A 17,117-nucleotide genomic window follows, 5' to 3' on the forward strand; every position below is an offset into this window, starting at 1 on the left:
CCCCGCCCCGGCCCCCACCGGACCGCCCAGCCGACCCATCCACCCGCCTCCTGGAGAACCGCCGCACATGTACGAGCTCAACCGGGTCCGCCTCTACTCGATCGGACCGGCCGGCGCCCGCTACGCCGACACGGTGCTCGACCTGCGCGGCGTCGGCGAGCCCGTCTCCGACCCGGCGCCCCAGCAGATCGGCCTGTTCGGCGAGGAGACCGACGGACCGGTGCGCCGCCCCGCCCCGGCCGGCGTGCTCTTCCTGGAGAACGGCGGCGGCAAGTCCGTCCTGCTCAAGCTGATCTTCTCGGTCATGCTCCCCGGCCACCGCAACACCCTCGGCGGCGCCAGCTCCGGAGTGCTCCGCAAGTTCCTGCTCGCCGACGACTGCGGCCACGTCGCCCTGGAGTGGCAGCACACCGTCACCGGCGAGCCGATCGTGGTCGGCAAGGTCAGCGAGTGGCGCGGCCGCCAGGTCTCCTCCGACCCGCGCAAGTTCGCCGAGACCTGGTACTCCTTCCGCCCCGGCCCCGGCCTCACCCTCGACTCCCTCCCGGTCGCCGAGCGGATCAGCCTGGCCGGCGACCAGAAGGCCCGCGGCCGCCGCCGCACCATGAAGGGCTTCCGCGACGCCCTCACCGAGGCGGGCAAGGCCCACCCGCACCTCGACCTGGTCTTCGAGGACGGCCACGACCGCTGGACCGAGCACCTCGGCGAACTCGGCCTCGACCCCGAACTCTTCCGCTACCAGCGCGAGATGAACGCCGACGAGGGCGAGGCGGCCGGCCTGTTCGCGGTCAAGCAGGACAAGGACTTCACCGACCTGCTGCTGCGCGCCGTCACCGACACCCGGGACACCGACGGCCTCGCCGACCTCGTCCACGGCTTCGCCGCCAAGCTCGGCCTGCGCTCCGAGCTCACCGCCGAACGCGACTTCACCGCCGGCTCGCTGGACCTCCTGGAGCGCATCGGCGAGGCCACCGCCGCCCGCGAGAGCGTCCGCGAGTCCCACCGCACCGCCGAACGCCGCACCCGCAGGCTCGCCCACGCCCTCGCCTCGCGCGCCGCCGCCGAACGCGACCGGGCCGAGGACCTCGCGATCGAGGTCGCCGCCGCCGCGGGCGCCGTCACTGCCGCCGAGACCGACCGCACCCGGCACACCCTGATCGCCGCCGAACTCACCCACCGGCACGCCACCCTGGCCCTCGCCGCCGCCACCGCGGAGGCCGCCGGGCTGCGCCGGGAACTCATCGAGGCCCGCACCCTGCACTCCGCCTGGCAGGCCGCCGAGGCCGTGCTGCGCCACCGCGCCGCCGCCGACCGGGTGACCAGGGTCGCCGCCGCGATCCGCGAGGCCGAGCTGGACGCCGCCCCCGCGCTCGCCGCCCGCGCCCGCGCCGCCACCGCGCTGGCCCGCGCCCTGGAAGCCGCCGCCGGGGCCGCCGAGGACCGCGCCGACACCGAGGAGCAGCGCGCCGCCGAACTCCAGGCCGACGGCGGCCGCGCCCAGACCGACGCCACCGAGGCCGCCACCGCGGCCCAGAAGGCCCGCAGCGAGGCCGAGCACCTGCGCCAGCGCCTCGCCGAGGTCGAGCAGGAGACCGCCGCCGCCGTCGAGGCCGGCTTCATCGACTCCGACGGCGACGTCGACCCGGCCAGGGCCGCCCTGCACGCCGCCGACGTGGAGAAGGCCGCCGGCGCCGCCCTCGCCCAGGCCCGCACCGCCGCCGAGACCGCCGCCGCCCGGCTGCGCGAGGCCGCCGCCGCGACCGGCCGCGCCGAACTCGCCGCCGCCCGCGCCACCGACGCTCGCAAGGCCGCCGGCCAGTCCCTCGCCACCGAGCAGCGCACCGCCGCCCTGCTCGCCACCGAGCCCCGGCTCGCCGACCTGCTCTCGCTGACCCCCGCACCCGTCGACTGGAGCGAGGACGGGTCCGGGGCCGAGGAGGACGCCGGCTTCCTCACCCCCGCCGTGCTCGACCGCAACGCCGAGTACCTGCGCGAACTCCTCGACGAGTCCATCGCGACCGCCGAACGCACCCTGTTCGACCTGCGCACCGCCGCCGCCGACGACTCCCGGATCCTCGCCGCGCTCGGCGACGGCGGCCTGCTGCCGCCCGGACCGGACGTGCTCGCCACCGTCGAGTACCTCGCCGAGCACGGCATCCCCGCCCTGCCCGGCTGGCGCTACCTGGCCCAGTCGGTCGACCCGGCCGACCACGAGGCGATCCTCGCCGCCCGGCCCGAACTCGTCGACGGCGTGGTCGTCACCGACCCGAGCTCGCTCGAGCGGGCCCGCGAGGCGCTGGGCTCCGCCGCCCTGCTGCCCCGCTCCACCGTCGCCGTCGGCGCCGCCGCCTCGCTGATCGCCCCGATCACCGACGAGCCGGCCTTCTTCCTCGTGCCGCCGAACCCGGCCATGCACGACGAGTCCGCCGCGGACGACGAGCGCCGCGAACTGCGCGCCCGCGCCACCGCCCGCGAGGAGCACATCCGCGAACTCGCCGCCCGGCTCGGCGGCGACCGCGCGCTCGCGGCCCGGCTCGCCTCCTGGCACGCCAGCTGCCCGCCCGGCACCCTCGCCGAACGCGCCGCCGCCGCCGAGGCCGCCCGCGAGCACGCCGAGCAGGCCGCCGCCGCCCTGGCCACCCTGCGCGCCGACCACGACGAGGCCGAGGCCGACCACGCCGTCGCGGCCGCCGCCCACGAGGAGCACCGGGAGGGCGCCCAGCGGGCCCGCCGCCGCGCCGACGCCCTCTCCGGCCTGGCCTTCCGCCTGCGCGAACGCGCCAACTGGAGCCGCCGCCGGCGCGAACTCGCCGACGACGCCGCCGAGTGCGACCGCCGCCGGACGCTGTGCGCCGAGCGCGCCCGCACCTGCGACGAGGACCGCCGGGCCGCCCAGCGCGCCGCCGACGACGCCCGCCGCACCGCCCGCACCCTGCGCGCCGAGCGGGCCGAGATCGCCGCCGCCGAGCAGTCCGAGGAGCCCGTCGACCCCGCTCCCGCCGCGCTGCCCGCGCTGCGCGAGGCCTACCGCTCCGCCTCCCAGCTCTACGAGAAGGTCGGCGTCGGCGCCGACCTGCGCGCCGAGCAGGCCCGCGCCGAGGGCGACGAGGCCGCCGCCGCGACCGAACTCGACCGCCTCACCAACAAGGTCCGCACCCGCGCCGAGGAACTGCTCGGCAGCCCCGACGGCGCCGACGGTCCGGCCCGCCAGGCCGCCGCCGCCCGCGCCGAGGAACTCGTCGCCACCATCGAGACCCGGGCCGCCTCGGCCAGCGAGCAGCTCGGCCGACTCCGCGGCGAGGCCGAACGCTCCGCCCCCGCCGACGGCGAGGCGCACACCGAACTGCCCGAGGAGCTCGTCCCCACCGACCCCGAGCACGCCCAGACCCTGCTGCGCACGGCCACCGGCCGGCTCGCCGAGCGCCGCGAGGCCGTCGACACCGCCCGCACCGCGGCCGCCGACCTCCAGCGCACCTTCGACGCTGCCCAGTCCGCCGCCGCCGACTTCGACGAGCACGCCGGGCAGCTCCGGGACGGCCTGCGCGAGCAGGAGGAGGACGGACCGGCCGTCGAGCCCTACCTCGGCGCGCTGGCCGACGCCCGCACCGCCGCCGCCGAGGCCCGCCGCGCCCTGCGCACCGCCGTCGGTGAGCTGTCCGCCGCCGAACTCGCCGTCCGCGACGCCTCGGACGCGCTGGTCCGGCACGCCAACGCGGCCCGCTACGAGGCCGTCCGCACCCCGGCCCGGCAGCAGATCCGCGAACTGCCCGCCTCCGCGCTCCCCGACCACGCCGCCAACTGGGCGGTCGCCTTCGCGCCCCGGCTGCGGGTGCTGACCGACGAACTCGCCCAGCTGGAGCGCAACCGGGGCTCGATCGTCGACCGGCTGCGCGGACTGGTGGAGTCCTCGCTGACCACCCTGCGCGCCGCCCAGCGGCTCTCCCGCCTCCCCGAGGGGCTGGGGGAGTGGTCCGGCCAGGAGTTCCTCCGGATCCGCTTCGAGGACCCGGACCACGCGACCCTGGTCGAGCGCCTCGGCGAGGTCATCGACGAGGCCACCCGCGCCGCCGTCCGCAAGAACAGCGACCTGCGCCGGGACGGCATGTCGCTGCTGCTGCGCGGGGTGGCCGCCGCGATCGGCCCCAAGGGCGTCTCGGTGGAGATCCTCAAGCCGGACGCGGTGCTGCGCGCCGAGCGGGTCGGCGTCGGCCAGATGTCCGACGTGTTCTCCGGCGGGCAGCTGCTCACCGCCGCCATCGCGCTCTACTGCACGATGGCCGCGCTGCGCGCCAACGACCGCGGCCAGTCGCAGCTGCGGCACGCGGGCACCCTGTTCCTGGACAACCCGATCGGCCGGGCCAACGCCACCTACCTGCTGGAGCTCCAGCGCGCGGTGGCCGACGCCCTCGGCGTCCAGCTGATCTACACCACCGGCCTGTTCGACACCACGGCGCTGGCCGAGTTCCCGCTGGTGATCCGGTTGCGCAACGACGCCGACCTGCGGGCCGGGCTCAAGTACATCTCGGTCGAGGAGCACCTGCGGCCGGGTCTCCCGGCCCCGCAGGACCCGGACGGTCCGGCCGTGCACGGCGAGATCACCGCCACCCGGATGTTCAAGCGCCCGGCGGAGGTTCCCGCCACGTCCTGATCGGCCTACGGTGGACCGCATGCTGACGATCGCTCACTTCAGTGACATCCACCTGGGCCAGGACCACCACGGCGACGCGGGGGAGCGGGCCCGTCGACGGGCCGAGCAGGTGATGGCGTACGTGGACGCCCTGCCCGGCCCGGTGGACGCCGTGCTGGTCACCGGCGACCTCGCCGACAACGGACTGCCGGCCGAGTACCGGGAGGTCGCCAAGGCGCTGATCTCCCGGTACCCGGTGCTGCTCTGCCCCGGCAACCACGACGTCCGCGAGCCCTACCGCGAGGTGCTGCTCGGCGAGGAGCCGTCCGGCGGCCCGGTGAACCGGCTGCACGCGCTGTCCGGCGCCGACGTGCTGATGCTCGACTCCTCGGTCCCCGGCCGGCACGACGGCCTGCTCGACGAGGAGACCCTCGGCTGGCTGGACCGCACGCTGGCCGGGGGGCCGGGGGACCGCCCGGCGCTGGTGGCCTTCCACCACCCGCCGGTCACCCTGCACCTGCCGTACGTGGACCCGATCCGGCAGTTCGGCGAGGAGCGGCTGGCCGAGGTGCTGGGCCGGCACCCCCGGGTGCGGGCGCTGCTCTGCGGCCACGCGCACACCGCGGCCGCCACCGTGTTCGCCGGACTGCCGCTGCTGGTCGCGCCGGGCGTGGTCTCCACCGTGCCGCTGCCGTTCGAGGGCCGCGCGGAGATCGTCTTCGACCAGCCGCCGGTGATCGCCTTCCACCTGCTGGGCGACGACGGCCGGCTGACCACGCACTACCGGGTGGTCGCCCCCGCCTGACGCGGTCCGGGACCGCCCGGGTAGGGCGGCGGCTGCGTTCCCGGGCGCTGCGGCTGCGCTTGCGGCTGCTGCGGGTACGGCGGCTGCTGGGGCTGCTGCGGGTACGGCGGTCGGGCCCGCGGCGGTTGCCGGTACTGCGGCGGACCGGCCGGAGCGTGGCTGCCGCCCATCGGCGAGGCGGAGTTCGGTGCGCGCACCCGCTGCGCGGCGACCTGGCGGGAGATCAGGATCTCGAGCAGGCACCACATCGTGCCGAACACCCCGAGCCCCATCGCCATCAGGGCCGGAGTCATCAGCCAGCTGTCGGCGTACGAGGAGAGCGCCGCCACCACGATGCCGACCAGTGTGAACGCCAGGCAGAGCACCGCGCGGACGACGGCGGTCCGCACCTCGTCGGGAAGCCGGCGGCGACGGCGGGCGGTTGGCATCGGGCGACCCCCAGGCACGGAGCGGCGGACGAGCGGCGGGTGGTACGGCGGACGGTCGGCGGGGCGGGCGCCGCGAACGCGCCCCCGCGCTCCACTCTGCCCAGTCGTACCCGGACTATGCCCACGAATCCCCCGAACTGATGCCAAATCGTATGATCCGGCTCGGACCGTACCGAACGGCGCGCCGAATCCCCGGTGCGCTCAGCCGAGTTGCTGGTTCAGCTCGGTCAGCGCGCCCTCGACGATGGTCCGCATCGCCCGCTCGGCCCGCTCGGCGTCCCCCGCGCAGACCGCCTCGGCGACCTCGCGGTGCAACCGGATCGCGTACGGCTCCGGCTGATGGGGCATCAGATGGTACTCGGTCCGGCCGGTCAGCACCGCACCGACGGTGTCCCCGAGATGCGCGAACATCTCGTTGCGCGAGGCCTGCAGCACGGTGGAGTGGAACTCGATGTCGTGCCGGAGGAAGGCGGCGAGGTCGGCGGCGCGCGCCGTCATGGTCAACTCGACCGCCAGCGCGCCGAGTCGGCGCCGCTCGTCGTCGGTGGCGTGCCGCGCCGCGAGCGCCGCCGCGGCGGGCTCCACGGCCAGCCGCAGCGAGCCGAGCGAACGCAACTGCGCGGAGCGGTCGGCGCCGGCCAGCCGCCAGCGGATCACCAGCGGATCGAAGACGTCCCAGCCCGACCGGGGCTGCACGGTGATGCCGACCCGGCGGCGGGAGGCCACCAGTCGCATGCCCTCCAGGATCCGGACCGCCTCGCGGACCACCGTCCGGGAGACGCCGAACCGCTCCTCCAGCTCCTCGGCGCGCAGCACGGTGCCCTCGGGGAGCTCCCCGGACGCGATGGCCGGCCCCAGTTCCGCGAGCAGTCGGCCGGGCAGCCCCTGGATCTCCATCCCGCCAGCCTAGTCGTCCGGGGTGGCCCCCACCCCCGTACCCCCGGGCCCCGGCGCTGGTCCGGCAAAAGTATGACGATTTGGTTTCCGCCACTTGAATACGTCATACCTTTGAGGCGATAGTGGCGGCCAGGCAACGAAGGAGCACCACCTCATGGCTCTCAGCGTCGAGAACCAGGACACCCCCCGCGCACCCCTCACCGTCGTGGTGATGGGCGTCTCCGGTGTCGGCAAGACCACCCTGGCCCGCCTGCTGGCCGAACGCCTCGGCCTGCCCTTCGCGGAGGCGGACGACTTCCACCCGCCCGCCAACATCGCCAAGATGTCGGCCGGCACCCCGCTGGACGACGACGACCGCGCGCCCTGGCTGCGCGCCGTCGGCGCCTGGCTGGGCGAGCGCGCCGAGGCCGGTACCGGCGGTGTCGTCACCTGCTCGGCGCTGAAGCACGACTACCGCGACATCCTGCGCGCGGCCTGCCCGGACGCCTGGTTCCTGCACCTCAGCGGCCGGACCGGACTGGTCGAGGACCGGCTCGCCCGGCGCACCGACCACTTCATGCCGCCGTCCCTGCTCGGCTCCCAGTACGCCGCCCTGGAACCCCTCGGCCCGGACGAGCGCGGCGCCGTCCTGGACATCGGGCCGAGCCCCGAAGAACTCGTCGAGAAGGCCGCCGCCCTGCTGCGGCCCGTCAATGGAGACCTCGCGTGACCCCCACCCTCACCGTGCTCGCGGCCGCCCCACCGGTCCTCCCGCACACCGACAGCGACGGCCGGCTGCTGGTCGCCGTGCTGCTCGCCATCGGCGCCATCGTGCTGCTGATCACCAAGCTCAAGCTGCACCCCTTCCTCGCCCTGACCCTCGGCTCCGGCCTGCTGGCCGCGGTCGCGGGCGCGCCGTTCGACAAGCTGCTCAGCAGCTTCTCCACCGGCTTCGGCGCCACCGTGGCGGGCGTCGGCCTGCTGATCGGCCTGGGCGCGATGCTGGGCAAGCTGCTCGCCGACTCGGGCGGGGCGAACATCATCGCGGACACCGTGCTGTCCAGGTCCCGGACGAAGGCGCTGCCCTGGGCGATGGCGCTGATCGCGGCGGTGCTCGGCCTGCCGCTGTTCTTCGAGGTCGGCGTGGTGCTGCTGGTCCCGATCGTGCTGCTGGTGGCCCGGCGCGGCAACGTCCCGCTGATGCGAATCGGCATCCCGGCGCTGGCCGGCCTGTCCGTGCTGCACGGCCTGGTGCCCCCGCACCCCGGTCCGCTGGTCGCGGTCGACGCGCTCAAGGCGGACCTCGGTGTCACCCTGGCGCTCGGCCTGCTGATCGCCGTCCCGACGCTGATCGTCGCCGGTCCGCTGTTCGCCCGGGTGGCCGAGCGCTGGGTCGGCCCGCTGGAGATACCGGAGACCGACACCCCGGTCGAGCCGGCGAAGCGCGAGCACACCCCCTCCTTCGGTGCCGTGCTGGCGACCATCCTGCTGCCGGTGGTGCTGATGCTCGGCAAGGCGCTGGCGGACGTCGTGATCGACGATCCGAAGGCGCTGCCGCAGCGGGTGCTCGACTTCGTCGGCTCCCCGCTGATCGCGCTGCTCGCCGCGACCCTGCTCGGCATGTTGACGCTGGGCCGGGCGGCCGGCTTCGACAAGGCCCGGATCTCGGAGACCGTCGGTTCCTCGCTCGGCCCGATCGCGGGCATCGTCTTCATCGTCGGTGCGGGCGGCGGCTTCAAGCAGACCCTGATCGACGTCGGCGTGGGCACCGCGGTCAGCGACTGGTCGTCGAAGTGGCACATCCCGGCGCTGCTGCTGGGCTGGCTGATCGCGGTGCTGATCCGGCTCGCCACCGGTTCGGCGACGGTCGCCACCATCACCGCGGCCGGTATCGTCGCCCCGCTGGCGGCGGACATGTCGTCCACCCACGCGGCCCTGCTGGTGCTCGCCATCGGCGCCGGCTCGCTGTTCCTGTCGCACGTCAACGACGCCGGCTTCTGGCTGGTGAAGGAGTACTTCGGGATGAGCGTCGGCCAGACCCTGAAGTCCTGGTCGGTGATGGAGACGGTGATCTCGGTGGTCGCGATCGCCCTGATCATGCCGCTCAGCCTGATCGTCTAGCGGCACCCGGAAACGGCGGACGGGCGGGCACTCCTTCGAGGAGTGCCCGCCCGTCCGCCGTTCAGGCCGGTTCCGGCGGGTTCACCGCACGCCCGGCGGCAGGGTGCCGCCGGGCGTCGCCGGTGCCCAGGTGGGCGGGGCCGCGGCCTCCTGCGGATCGGTCTCCCGCAGCAGGATCCGCCAGCCGTCCGCGCCGCCGTTGCCGTCGAGCCGCAGCTTGAGCTGCTTGACCTGCCCGCTGCGCTCGAAGTAGAGCACCACGGACTGCCGGACCGAGCCCTCGCCGTGGAACTCGGCGGTGACCGGGCCCTGCGCTCCCTGCTGGAAACTCCGGACCCAGTTCGCCGCGGTGGTGTCGGCCTCGGCGGCCGACCCGTCGGAGGTGGCCAGCGCCGCCAGCCCGTTCCGCGAGCCGTCGGCGAGCCGCCACACCACCTCCTGGGTGAGCCGCAGGCTGCCGGTGGAGGGGTAGCCGACGACCCTCAGCGGCTCGTGGGCCGCGTAGTCGTCGGCGTACCGCAGCCCGTCGTCGCCGGCGAGGCACCAGGCGGTGATCGCGGAGGCGGTGACGGCGCCCGCGAGGGCGGCGGCGGTCGTCGTCCTCCACCGGCGGGCCATCAGGAGCTGCCCAGCGGCCGGACGATCCAGAACCGCTCGACCGGCGTACCGTAGCGGCGCTGGCGGGCGAGGGCGTCGTAGAGGGTCGTCTGGTCGGTCAGACCGTGCTGGCGCAGTTCCATCTTCCGTCCGTAGCTCACCACGACGGCGGCGTGGTTGATCCCCCAGTCGGAGTACCACTTGAAGAACACCAGGTCGCCGGGCTTGGCCGAGTGCACGCTCATGATCGACTGCGTGTACCGGTAGCCGGTCAGGTGGTTGTAGAGGTTCTGCGCGGCGGACCAGGTGTAGCTCTTGAAGGGCTTCCAGAACAGGTAGCCCTGGTCCCACCAGGCGTAGTCACGGGTGCGGTTGCCCTGCCGGGTCCGCATCCCGCCGCCGTGGTACAGGGCCTTGGAGACGAAGTTGGTGCAGTCCTGGTTGTACTCGCGGCGGACCCCGATGTTGCGCCGGGCCCAGTCCGCGGTGCCGTTGCCGTAGACGCCCGCGTAGCTCGCGGTGGTCACACCCGCCGGTGCGGCGGGCTCGGGCACCGGGAAGCCGTCCGTTCCGAGCGGGATGTCGCCGGAGGTGGGGGCCGGCGTCTGGTCCGGTCCCGTGACGTCGACCTGCGCCGCGGCGGCGGCGGAGGAGCCGAGCTTCTGCTCGGCCGAGTTGTCGTCGACCTCCGAGACGAGCTTCGCGGCGCCGCCGGTGACGGTGAACTCGAAGCGGCGGTTGGTGATGTTCTCGGTCGGGGTGTCCACCCCGGCCTCGCGGATCTGGGTGACCTCCTTGACGGTCGCCCGGACCACGATCCTGGCGGGGTTCTGCTGGTCGACCACGACGTCGGACAGCGTCGACGCGGCCGCCACGTAGGTCTGGCCCTGGCTCGCGAGGCCCTCGCGGCTGCCGACCACCGCGTCCTCCTGGGTGGCCAGGAGGTCGACGAAGACCGTGCCGTGCGCGGCCACCGCCGCGGCGTCGGGCACCGTCGCCCCGGCGGTGACGCGCACCTTGTTGCGGGCGTCCAGGTACTCCTGCACGAAGCCGCGGTAGAGGTCGCTGCCGCCGGCGGCGGGCTTGCCCTGGGTGTAGCCGGAGTACGTCGCGGGGCTGGCGCCGAACGAGTTGTTCGTCGTCACCACGAGCCGGTAGCCGCGGGTGTTGTCCAGGCCGGCCGCCACCGCGCGGGTCTCGGCGGTGGTGAACTGCTTGACGACGGCGCCCGTGTCCTGCGCCTCGACCTTGACGGTGTAGTACAGGTCCTCGCTGGCACCGTGGTCCACCGGGCTGTTCCAGCCGCCCACCAGGCCGGCGTCACCGACGCTGACGGTGAGCTGCTGGGGCGCGGCGGGCGCGGTCGGCGTGAGGTAGTCGATCTTCAGCCGGGGCCGCTTCGACCCGTCCGCGGCGCCTGCCGGGTGGTAGGCCGCGGGGGCCGAACCGGCGGCCGGGCGCAGGGCGATGCCGTAGGGCAGACCCCGGTCGGTCCAGGACTGGAGCACCGACGCCAGGTCGAGGTCGGCGAGGCCGGTGGCGGTCGCGTAGCTCTCGTTGCCGGAAGCCGCCACGAGCTGGGCGCCGGCCTGGCCGGGGGTCCACTCGCTGCCGAGCTGGAAGACGTCGGCGGTGGCCGCCGGGCAGTCGGCCGCGCAGTCCGACCGGGTCAGCTCCAGCTTGGCGGAGGTGATCCTGGCACCCCTCGGGAGCGAGGTCAGGTCGGGCTTGAGCCAGCTGGACCAGGAGGTGCCGTCGAAGGTGCCGACCCGAAGGACGGACGCGTCGGGGGCCGGGCAGGCGCCGGTGTCGCAGCCGGTGCCCGAGGTGGCGACCGAGGCCGAGGCGAGGGAGGTGTCGCCCACGGTCAGTGTGACCGGGACGGGCGGGGCCGGGGGAGCCTGGACGCGTACGTTCAGCTCCTGGTCCGCGGTCCACGCGGAGCAGCCCACCGGGGTGCAGGCCCGGGCGGCCCAGCGGTAGCTGCCGCCGTCGGTGAGCGCGCCCTCGGGGACCTGGACGGTGGCACGGGCGCCGCTCTCGGCGGAGGTGGAGGGCAGGCTGGTCGGCAGGGGGGTGCCGGCGGCGTTCTTCAGGACGAACTCGGTCCTGACCCGGGACTGGTTGGGGCTCGTGGACAGGGCCGAGAACAGCGGGGTGAGGGTCTCCTGGGCACCGGTCTGCAGCGCCGTCGGCACGTCCGGCAGCGGACTGACGCTGAACGTCACCCAGGGCGACCAGCTCAGGTTGTAGTGCAGCCCGTCGTAGGGCGAGCTGCGGAACCGGTACGTGTGCCCGTACTCCAGCAGCCCGGCCGGGACGGTGACCTCGGACGGGGTGCCGCTGGGCACGTAGCCGGAGACGTTGACGGCGCCCACCTGGGCCCCGGAGATGGCGTCGACCAGCTGGAACGTGCCGGTGACCTTGTCGCCGTCGGGGTCGACGAAGGTGTCCCGGAGCACCGGGGTGGTGGTCTCGACCCGCCAGGTGCCGGTGCCGTCCTGGAGGAACGGCGGGCCCGCCTGCTGCTTGGTGCCGGTGCGCGGGCGGTAGTTGTAGTTCACCGTCAGCTTGGGCACGTTGCTCGCGGCGTTGGCGGAGTTCACCTCCTTCCAGTACTTGGTGGACACCTCGTCGGGCGCGCGCAGGCCCATGCCGGAGGTGCTGTTCTTGGCCGAGGCCCAGGTCTGCACGAGGTCGGTGACGTTGGCGTTGATCCAGCCGTCGCCGCCGCAGGCGTCGCGGCCCTTGGTCTCGGTGGAGCTGCCCTTCTTGGCCTTCCAGGCCGGCTGGGCGGTCCAGCGGGAGGCGGTGGACGCCAGTCCGGTGTCCCAGACCTCCCAGGTGTAGGGCTGGCAGTCGCTGTTGCCGGAGTGGAAGTTGTACAGCGACAGGGTCGCGCTGGAGACCAGCGCGTCGGCGATGCCGGCGGTGTTCCAGTTGATGAAGGCGCGGGCCTCGCGGGAGCTGCCGTCGGCGTTCTTGGTGCCGGAGTTGCCCCAGTAGATCTCGGTGTCGGCCGACCAGTCGACCGTCTCGCCCTTCTGCACGCGGGTGTCGAAGGCGTTGCCGAGACCGGCGGTGGCCGGGTCGACGGTCACCGGGTAGACGGTGGCCGGGTCGGCGAGGAACGCGGCGTCCGGGGTGAAGACCAGGTCGACGGTGTCGCCGCGCTGGACGACCTCCAGGCCGACCCGGGCCTGCCGGGGGTGCTCGCTCGAGCCGGGCGCGGTGGTGGCGTCCCACATCACCGGGGCGGGCAGCACGGCGCGCTTCTGGCCGTTCTTCCGGTCGGTGAACAGCACGCTGCCGTCCGGCTGCGCCTCGGCCCTGGTGCCCTTGGCGCGCAGCGGCATGGTGTAGCTGTAGCCGCCGGTGGCCGGGCGCTGCTTGAGCGTCACGAACTGCTCGAAGCCGGTGCGGGTGGCCTCGACGACGAGATCGCCGGCGCCGTCGCCGATGGCGTCCCGGTAGGTGGCCCGGGTGCCGTTCAGCTCGGGCTTGGGCAGCCCGCCGCGCCACTCCAGGGCGAGCTGGTCGTCGCCGGAGCCGAGCGAGACGAGGGTGCGGGCCGCCTCGGCGCCGGCTGCCTCCGCGCCGGCCGGCGCCGCCTGGAGGGCCTTGGACTCGGCGAGCGAGCGGGGGCGCTTGCCGCCCGCGCCGGCCAGCTTGAGGCCGTTGGGGTGGGCGGCGGGTGCCACCGAGCCGTCGGCGGCCGTCTTCAGGGTGAGGTCGACGTCGGCCCACTTGCCGTCGCGCAGGAAGCGCACCGGGCCGGCCGAGAGTTCGGTGGTGAGGGTGCCGTCCGGGTTGGCCCAGGTGGTGGAGGTCTCGTCGCGCTCGGAGACGGCCTCGATCCGCTTGCCGGTCTTCTGCGCGACGGCGCGGGCGGTGCCGACGCTCAGCCCGGGGTCGAGGGCGGCGGCGGTGGGGGCCTTGCCGGGGGTGGGCTTGGCCGGCGGCTTGGCGGCGAAGGCCACCGGCGAACCGGCGGCCAGCGTCAGCGCCAGCGCGACGGCGAACGGACCGGTGAGGGTCCGTCTTGGGGTGTTCATGGGGGCTCCTTGACCCACTCTTGAGCAAGAGTGATGGCGGGAGCATAGGCAAGATCAAATGGCAAGATGATCATGACAAATGGGATATTGATCGGACAAAAGCTACCAATGCCTGGGAATTTCCTGGGAATGGTGATCCGATCGATACCAACACCGGTGAACCTCCCCGGAGCCGGGCAATGCCGCAGGTCGGCGCACAGGCGGGAGGTCGGCGCACAGGCCGGAGGTCGGCGCACAGGCCGGAGGGCGGGCACCCCCGCTCCGGGGTGCCCGCCCTCCGACTCTCCGGCGGCCGTGCGGGTCTCGCTCGGCCGTGCCGGTCGCTCCCGGCCCTGTTGCCTACTTGGCCGCGCGCTTCGCCAGGAACGCCTCGACCTCGGCCCGGATCTCCGGGGTGTCCAGACCGCGGACGGTCATCGTGGTGCGGCGGCGCAGCACGTCGTCGGCGGTGTACGCCCACTCGTTGGCGGCCGCGTAGGCGACCTGCGCCCAGACGTCCGGGCCGTCCTCGTGGATCGGCCGGCCCAGCTCCGGGCTCTCGTCGATCATCCGGGCGATGTCGAAGGACAGCGTGCCGTAGTGGCTGGCCAGGTGCTTGGCGACCAGCGGCTCCATCCGCGAGCCCGGGTCCCGGTCGATCAGCAGGCGGTGCGCGACGGCGTTCGGCGCGCCGACACCCGGCAGCGGGACGGTCGGGGCGATCGGCGACATGTCCTCGCCGAGGGAGGTGCCGGGCACGTGGGCCAGCTTCTCCAGCACGGTGCGGCCGATGTGGCGGTAGGTGGTCCACTTGCCGCCGGCGACCGACAGCATGCCGCCCTTGCCCTCGGTGACGACCGTCTCGCGCTTGGCGGCGGCGGTGTCGCCCGGGCCGCCGGGCAGCACCCGCAGGCCGGCGAAGCTGTAGGTGATCAGGTCGCGGTCGATGTGCTCGTCACGGATCGCGTGCGCGGCCTCGCCGAGGATCTGGTCGACGTCCGCCTCGGTGGCCCGGACGTCCTTCGGGTCGCCGGTGAACTCCTCGTCGGTGGTGCCGAGCAGGACGTGGTCCTCCCACGGGATGGCGAAGGAGACACGGTACTTGTCGATCGGGATGGTCAGCGCGGCGCGCCACGGCGAGCGGCGCTTGACCACCACGTGGGCACCCTTGGACAGCCGGATCGACGGCGCGGCGCCGGCGTCCTCCATCCGTCGCAGGTGGTCCACCCACGGGCCGGTCGCGTTCAGCACCAGGCGGGCGTCGACGCCGAACTCGGTGCCGTCCAGGCGGTCCTTGAGCTCGGCACCGGTGACCCGGCCGCCGGTGAAGCGCAGGCCGGTGACCTCGGCGTGGTTGAGCACGACGGCGCCGGCCTCGACCGCGGCGCGCACGGTCATCACGGCGACGCGCGAGTCGTTCATCTGGTGGTCGCCGTAGACGGCCACCGAGCGCAGGCCCTCGGTGCGCAGCGCGGGCACCTGCTGGGCGGCGTGCGCGGCGGTCGAGACCCGGCCCATGCCGTCACGGAAGGCGGAGAGCGCCGAGTAGAGGAAGACGCCGGCGCCGAGCTTGGGCGCGCTGTGCGGGCCGCCCTTGTAGACCGGGACGAAGAAGGTCAGCGGGTTGACCAGGTGCGGGGCCACGTCGGTGGAGAGCACCCGGCGCTCCTTGTGGTTCTCCGCGACCAGCTTGACCGCACCGGTCTGCAGGTAGCGCAGACCGCCGTGGACGAGCTTGGAGGAGGCACTGGAAGTGGCACCGGCGAAGTCGCCGGCGTCGACCATGGCGACCTTCAGACCGGCCTGGGACGCGGTCCAGGCGACGGCGGTGCCGAGGATGCCGCCCCCGATCACCAGCAGGTCGTAGGTGGCCTTGCCGAGCAGCTCGCGGGTCTCGGCGCGGGAGGCGGTGCGGCCGGCGGTGCGCTCGGCGCCCAGGGTCGGGATGGTTGCCATGGTGTGTGTACGGCGCGCGGGTCGGGCGGCGCCGTTACTCCTCTCGGTGTGCGTACGGCCTCTGTGCGGAGAGACCGGGTCGGCCCGGTGCGACGGGCCGGTGAAACGGGAGCGGGCCGGCCGGGGCACGGGGCCCCGACCGGCTTCGCGATCAGTTGTTCTCTTCCTCCTCCACCCAGCCCATGGTGCGCTCGACGGCCTTGAGCCACTTCTTGTACTCGCGCTCCCGGGTGGCCTCGTCCATGCGGGGCGTCCACTCGGCGGCGCGGTGCCAGTTGGCCCGCAGGGTGTCGAGGTCGTTCCAGAAGCCGACCGCCAGGCCCGCCGCGTAGGCGGCGCCGAGGGCGGTGGTCTCGGCCACGTACGGGCGCTCGACCGGGGCGTCCAGGACATCGGCGATGTTCTGCATGAGCAGGTTGTTGCTGGTCATGCCGCCGTCGACCTTGAGGGCGGTGAGCTCGACCCCGGAGTCCTTCTGCATGGCGTCGACGACCTCGCGGGTCTGCCAGGCGGTGGCCTCCAGGACGGCCCGGGCCAGGTGGCCCTTGGTGACGTACCGGGTCAGGCCGGCGATCACACCGCGGGCGTCGGAGCGCCAGTACGGGGCGAACAGACCGGAGAAGGCCGGGACGAAGTAGGCGCCGCCGTTGTCCTCGACCGTGTTGGCGAGGGTCTCGATCTCGGCGGCGGTGGAGATGATGCCGAGCTGGTCGCGCAGCCACTGGACCAGCGAGCCGGTGACGGCGATCGAGCCTTCCAGGGCGTACACCGGGGCCTGGTCGCCGATCCGGTAGCCGACCGTGGTCAGCAGGCCGTGGTACGAGTTGACGATCTTCTCGCCGGTGTTCAGCAGCAGGAAGGTGCCGGTGCCGTAGGTGGACTTGGCCTCGCCCTCGTTGAAGCAGGTCTGGCCGAACAGCGCGGCCTGCTGGTCGCCGAGCGCGGCGGCGACCGGGACGCCCGCCAGGTCGCCGACGGCCTCGCCGTACACCTCGGCGGAGGAGCGGATCTCCGGCAGGACGGCCATCGGCACGCCCATCGACTCGGCGATCTCCTCGTCCCAGGCCAGGCTCTTGAGGTTCATCAGCATGGTCCGGCTGGCGTTGGTCACGTCGGTCACGTGCTTGCCGCCGTCGACACCACCGGTGAGGTTCCAGATGACCCAGGTGTCCATGGTGCCGAAGAGGATGTCGCCGGCCTCGGCGCGCTCGCGCAGGCCCTCGACGTTGTCCAGCAGCCAGCGGATCTTCGGGCCGGCGAAGTAGCTGGCCAGCGGGAGGCCGGTCTCGCGGCGGAAGCGGTCCTGGCCGACGTTGCGGCCGAGCTCGCGGCAGAGCGCCTCGGTGCGGGTGTCCTGCCACACCAGGGCGTTGTGCACCGGCTCGCCGGTGTTCTTGTCCCACAGGACGGTGGTCTCGCGCTGGTTGGTGATGCCGATCGCGCGGATGTCGTCCTTGGTCAGACCGGCCTTCTCCAGCGCGCCGCGGACGACCGACTGGACCCGGGTCCAGATCTCGGCGGCGTCGTGCTCGACGTAGCCGGGCTGGGGGAAGATCTGCCGGTGCTCCTGCTGGTCGACGGAGACGATCCGGCCGTCGGCGCCGAAGATGATGCAGCGGCTGGAGGTGGTGCCCTGGTCGATCGCGGCGATGTAGTTGCCAGTGGAGGTCATG

General features: G+C 74.0%; 10 protein-coding genes. 4 read left to right on the forward strand and 6 right to left on the reverse strand.

Features of this window, described 5'->3' with window-relative positions:
• Window positions 1-67 precede the first annotated feature (67 nt).
• Window positions 68-4,648, forward strand: coding sequence for a hypothetical protein (locus tag ACIPYS_RS39010; RefSeq protein ID WP_400755281.1), 4,581 nt, complete (start codon window positions 68-70; stop codon window positions 4,646-4,648).
• A 19-nt stretch (window positions 4,649-4,667) separates the two neighbouring features.
• Entirely contained in the window at window positions 4,668-5,432 is a 765-nt protein-coding gene (locus ACIPYS_RS39015; protein WP_400755283.1) for a phosphodiesterase, read from the forward strand.
• Here ACIPYS_RS39015 and ACIPYS_RS39020 read toward each other — a convergent pair.
• Together ACIPYS_RS39020 and ACIPYS_RS39025 are read right to left on the reverse strand one after the other, a co-directional pair.
• Window positions 5,408-5,860 carry a hypothetical protein gene (locus tag ACIPYS_RS39020; RefSeq protein ID WP_400755285.1) on the reverse strand — a complete coding sequence of 151 codons (453 nt, stop codon included), beginning with the start codon at window positions 5,858-5,860 and terminating at the stop codon, window positions 5,408-5,410. The two genes, ACIPYS_RS39015 and ACIPYS_RS39020, sit on opposite strands and share 25 nt — an antisense overlap.
• A gap of 201 nt (window positions 5,861-6,061) precedes the next feature.
• Window positions 6,062-6,757, reverse strand: coding sequence for a FadR/GntR family transcriptional regulator (locus tag ACIPYS_RS39025; protein ID WP_400755287.1), 696 nt, complete (start codon window positions 6,755-6,757; stop codon window positions 6,062-6,064).
• Between the two features lie 154 nt (window positions 6,758-6,911).
• On the opposite strand from ACIPYS_RS39025, the gene ACIPYS_RS39030 reads away from it, so the two are divergent.
• Both ACIPYS_RS39030 and ACIPYS_RS39035 read left to right on the forward strand, forming a co-directional pair.
• On the forward strand, window positions 6,912-7,466 hold the full coding sequence (locus ACIPYS_RS39030) for a gluconokinase (protein WP_093859361.1): 555 nt from the start codon (window positions 6,912-6,914) through the stop codon (window positions 7,464-7,466).
• Entirely contained in the window at window positions 7,463-8,857 is a 1,395-nt protein-coding gene (locus ACIPYS_RS39035; RefSeq protein WP_045941850.1) for a GntP family permease, read from the forward strand. The genes ACIPYS_RS39030 and ACIPYS_RS39035 overlap by 4 nt, the downstream gene beginning before the upstream one ends.
• Before the next feature lie 81 nt (window positions 8,858-8,938).
• Here ACIPYS_RS39035 and ACIPYS_RS39040 read toward each other — a convergent pair whose 3' ends face one another.
• The 4 genes from ACIPYS_RS39040 to glpK all read right to left on the reverse strand — a co-directional run bounded on the left by ACIPYS_RS39040 (window position 8,939) and on the right by glpK (window position 17,116).
• On the reverse strand, window positions 8,939-9,475 hold the full coding sequence (locus ACIPYS_RS39040) for a hypothetical protein (protein ID WP_093859360.1): 537 nt from the start codon (window positions 9,473-9,475) through the stop codon (window positions 8,939-8,941).
• The gene (locus ACIPYS_RS39045) at window positions 9,475-13,509 is read right to left on the reverse strand and encodes a DNRLRE domain-containing protein (RefSeq protein ID WP_400755290.1); all 4,035 of its coding nucleotides are present in this window, start codon (window positions 13,507-13,509) and stop codon (window positions 9,475-9,477) included. Before ACIPYS_RS39045 ends, ACIPYS_RS39040 begins: the two co-directional genes overlap by 1 nt.
• Before the next feature lie 339 nt (window positions 13,510-13,848).
• Window positions 13,849-15,444 (reverse strand): FAD-dependent oxidoreductase, encoded by a 1,596-nt coding sequence (locus tag ACIPYS_RS39050; RefSeq protein WP_400755292.1) that lies wholly within the window; start codon window positions 15,442-15,444, stop codon window positions 13,849-13,851.
• Between the two features lie 151 nt (window positions 15,445-15,595).
• Window positions 15,596-17,116: a glycerol kinase GlpK gene (gene glpK / locus ACIPYS_RS39055; protein WP_360020950.1), complete on the reverse strand. Its 1,521-nt coding sequence runs from the start codon at window positions 17,114-17,116 to the stop codon at window positions 15,596-15,598.
• Window position 17,117: the final 1 nt, after the last annotated feature.

Source organism: Kitasatospora sp. NPDC089913 (genome assembly GCF_044748625.1).
Taxonomy (GTDB): Bacteria; Actinomycetota; Actinomycetes; order Streptomycetales; family Streptomycetaceae; genus Kitasatospora.

What these genes read in the sequence shown, in the direction of transcription:
- glpK (WP_360020950.1), bottom strand. Translation starts at nt 17,116, where the DNA reads ATGACCTCCACTGGCAACTACATCGCCGCGATCGACCAGGGCACCACC.
- ACIPYS_RS39040 (WP_093859360.1), bottom strand. Translation starts at nt 9,475, where the DNA reads ATGGCCCGCCGGTGGAGGACGACGACCGCCGCCGCCCTCGCGGGCGCC.
- ACIPYS_RS39025 (WP_400755287.1), bottom strand. Translation starts at nt 6,757, where the DNA reads ATGGAGATCCAGGGGCTGCCCGGCCGACTGCTCGCGGAACTGGGGCCG.
- ACIPYS_RS39020 (WP_400755285.1), bottom strand. Translation starts at nt 5,860, where the DNA reads ATGCCAACCGCCCGCCGTCGCCGCCGGCTTCCCGACGAGGTGCGGACC.
- ACIPYS_RS39050 (WP_400755292.1), bottom strand. Translation starts at nt 15,444, where the DNA reads ATGGCAACCATCCCGACCCTGGGCGCCGAGCGCACCGCCGGCCGCACC.
- ACIPYS_RS39010 (WP_400755281.1), top strand. Translation starts at nt 68, where the DNA reads ATGTACGAGCTCAACCGGGTCCGCCTCTACTCGATCGGACCGGCCGGC.
- ACIPYS_RS39045 (WP_400755290.1), bottom strand. Translation starts at nt 13,509, where the DNA reads ATGAACACCCCAAGACGGACCCTCACCGGTCCGTTCGCCGTCGCGCTG.
- ACIPYS_RS39030 (WP_093859361.1), top strand. Translation starts at nt 6,912, where the DNA reads ATGGCTCTCAGCGTCGAGAACCAGGACACCCCCCGCGCACCCCTCACC.
- ACIPYS_RS39015 (WP_400755283.1), top strand. Translation starts at nt 4,668, where the DNA reads ATGCTGACGATCGCTCACTTCAGTGACATCCACCTGGGCCAGGACCAC.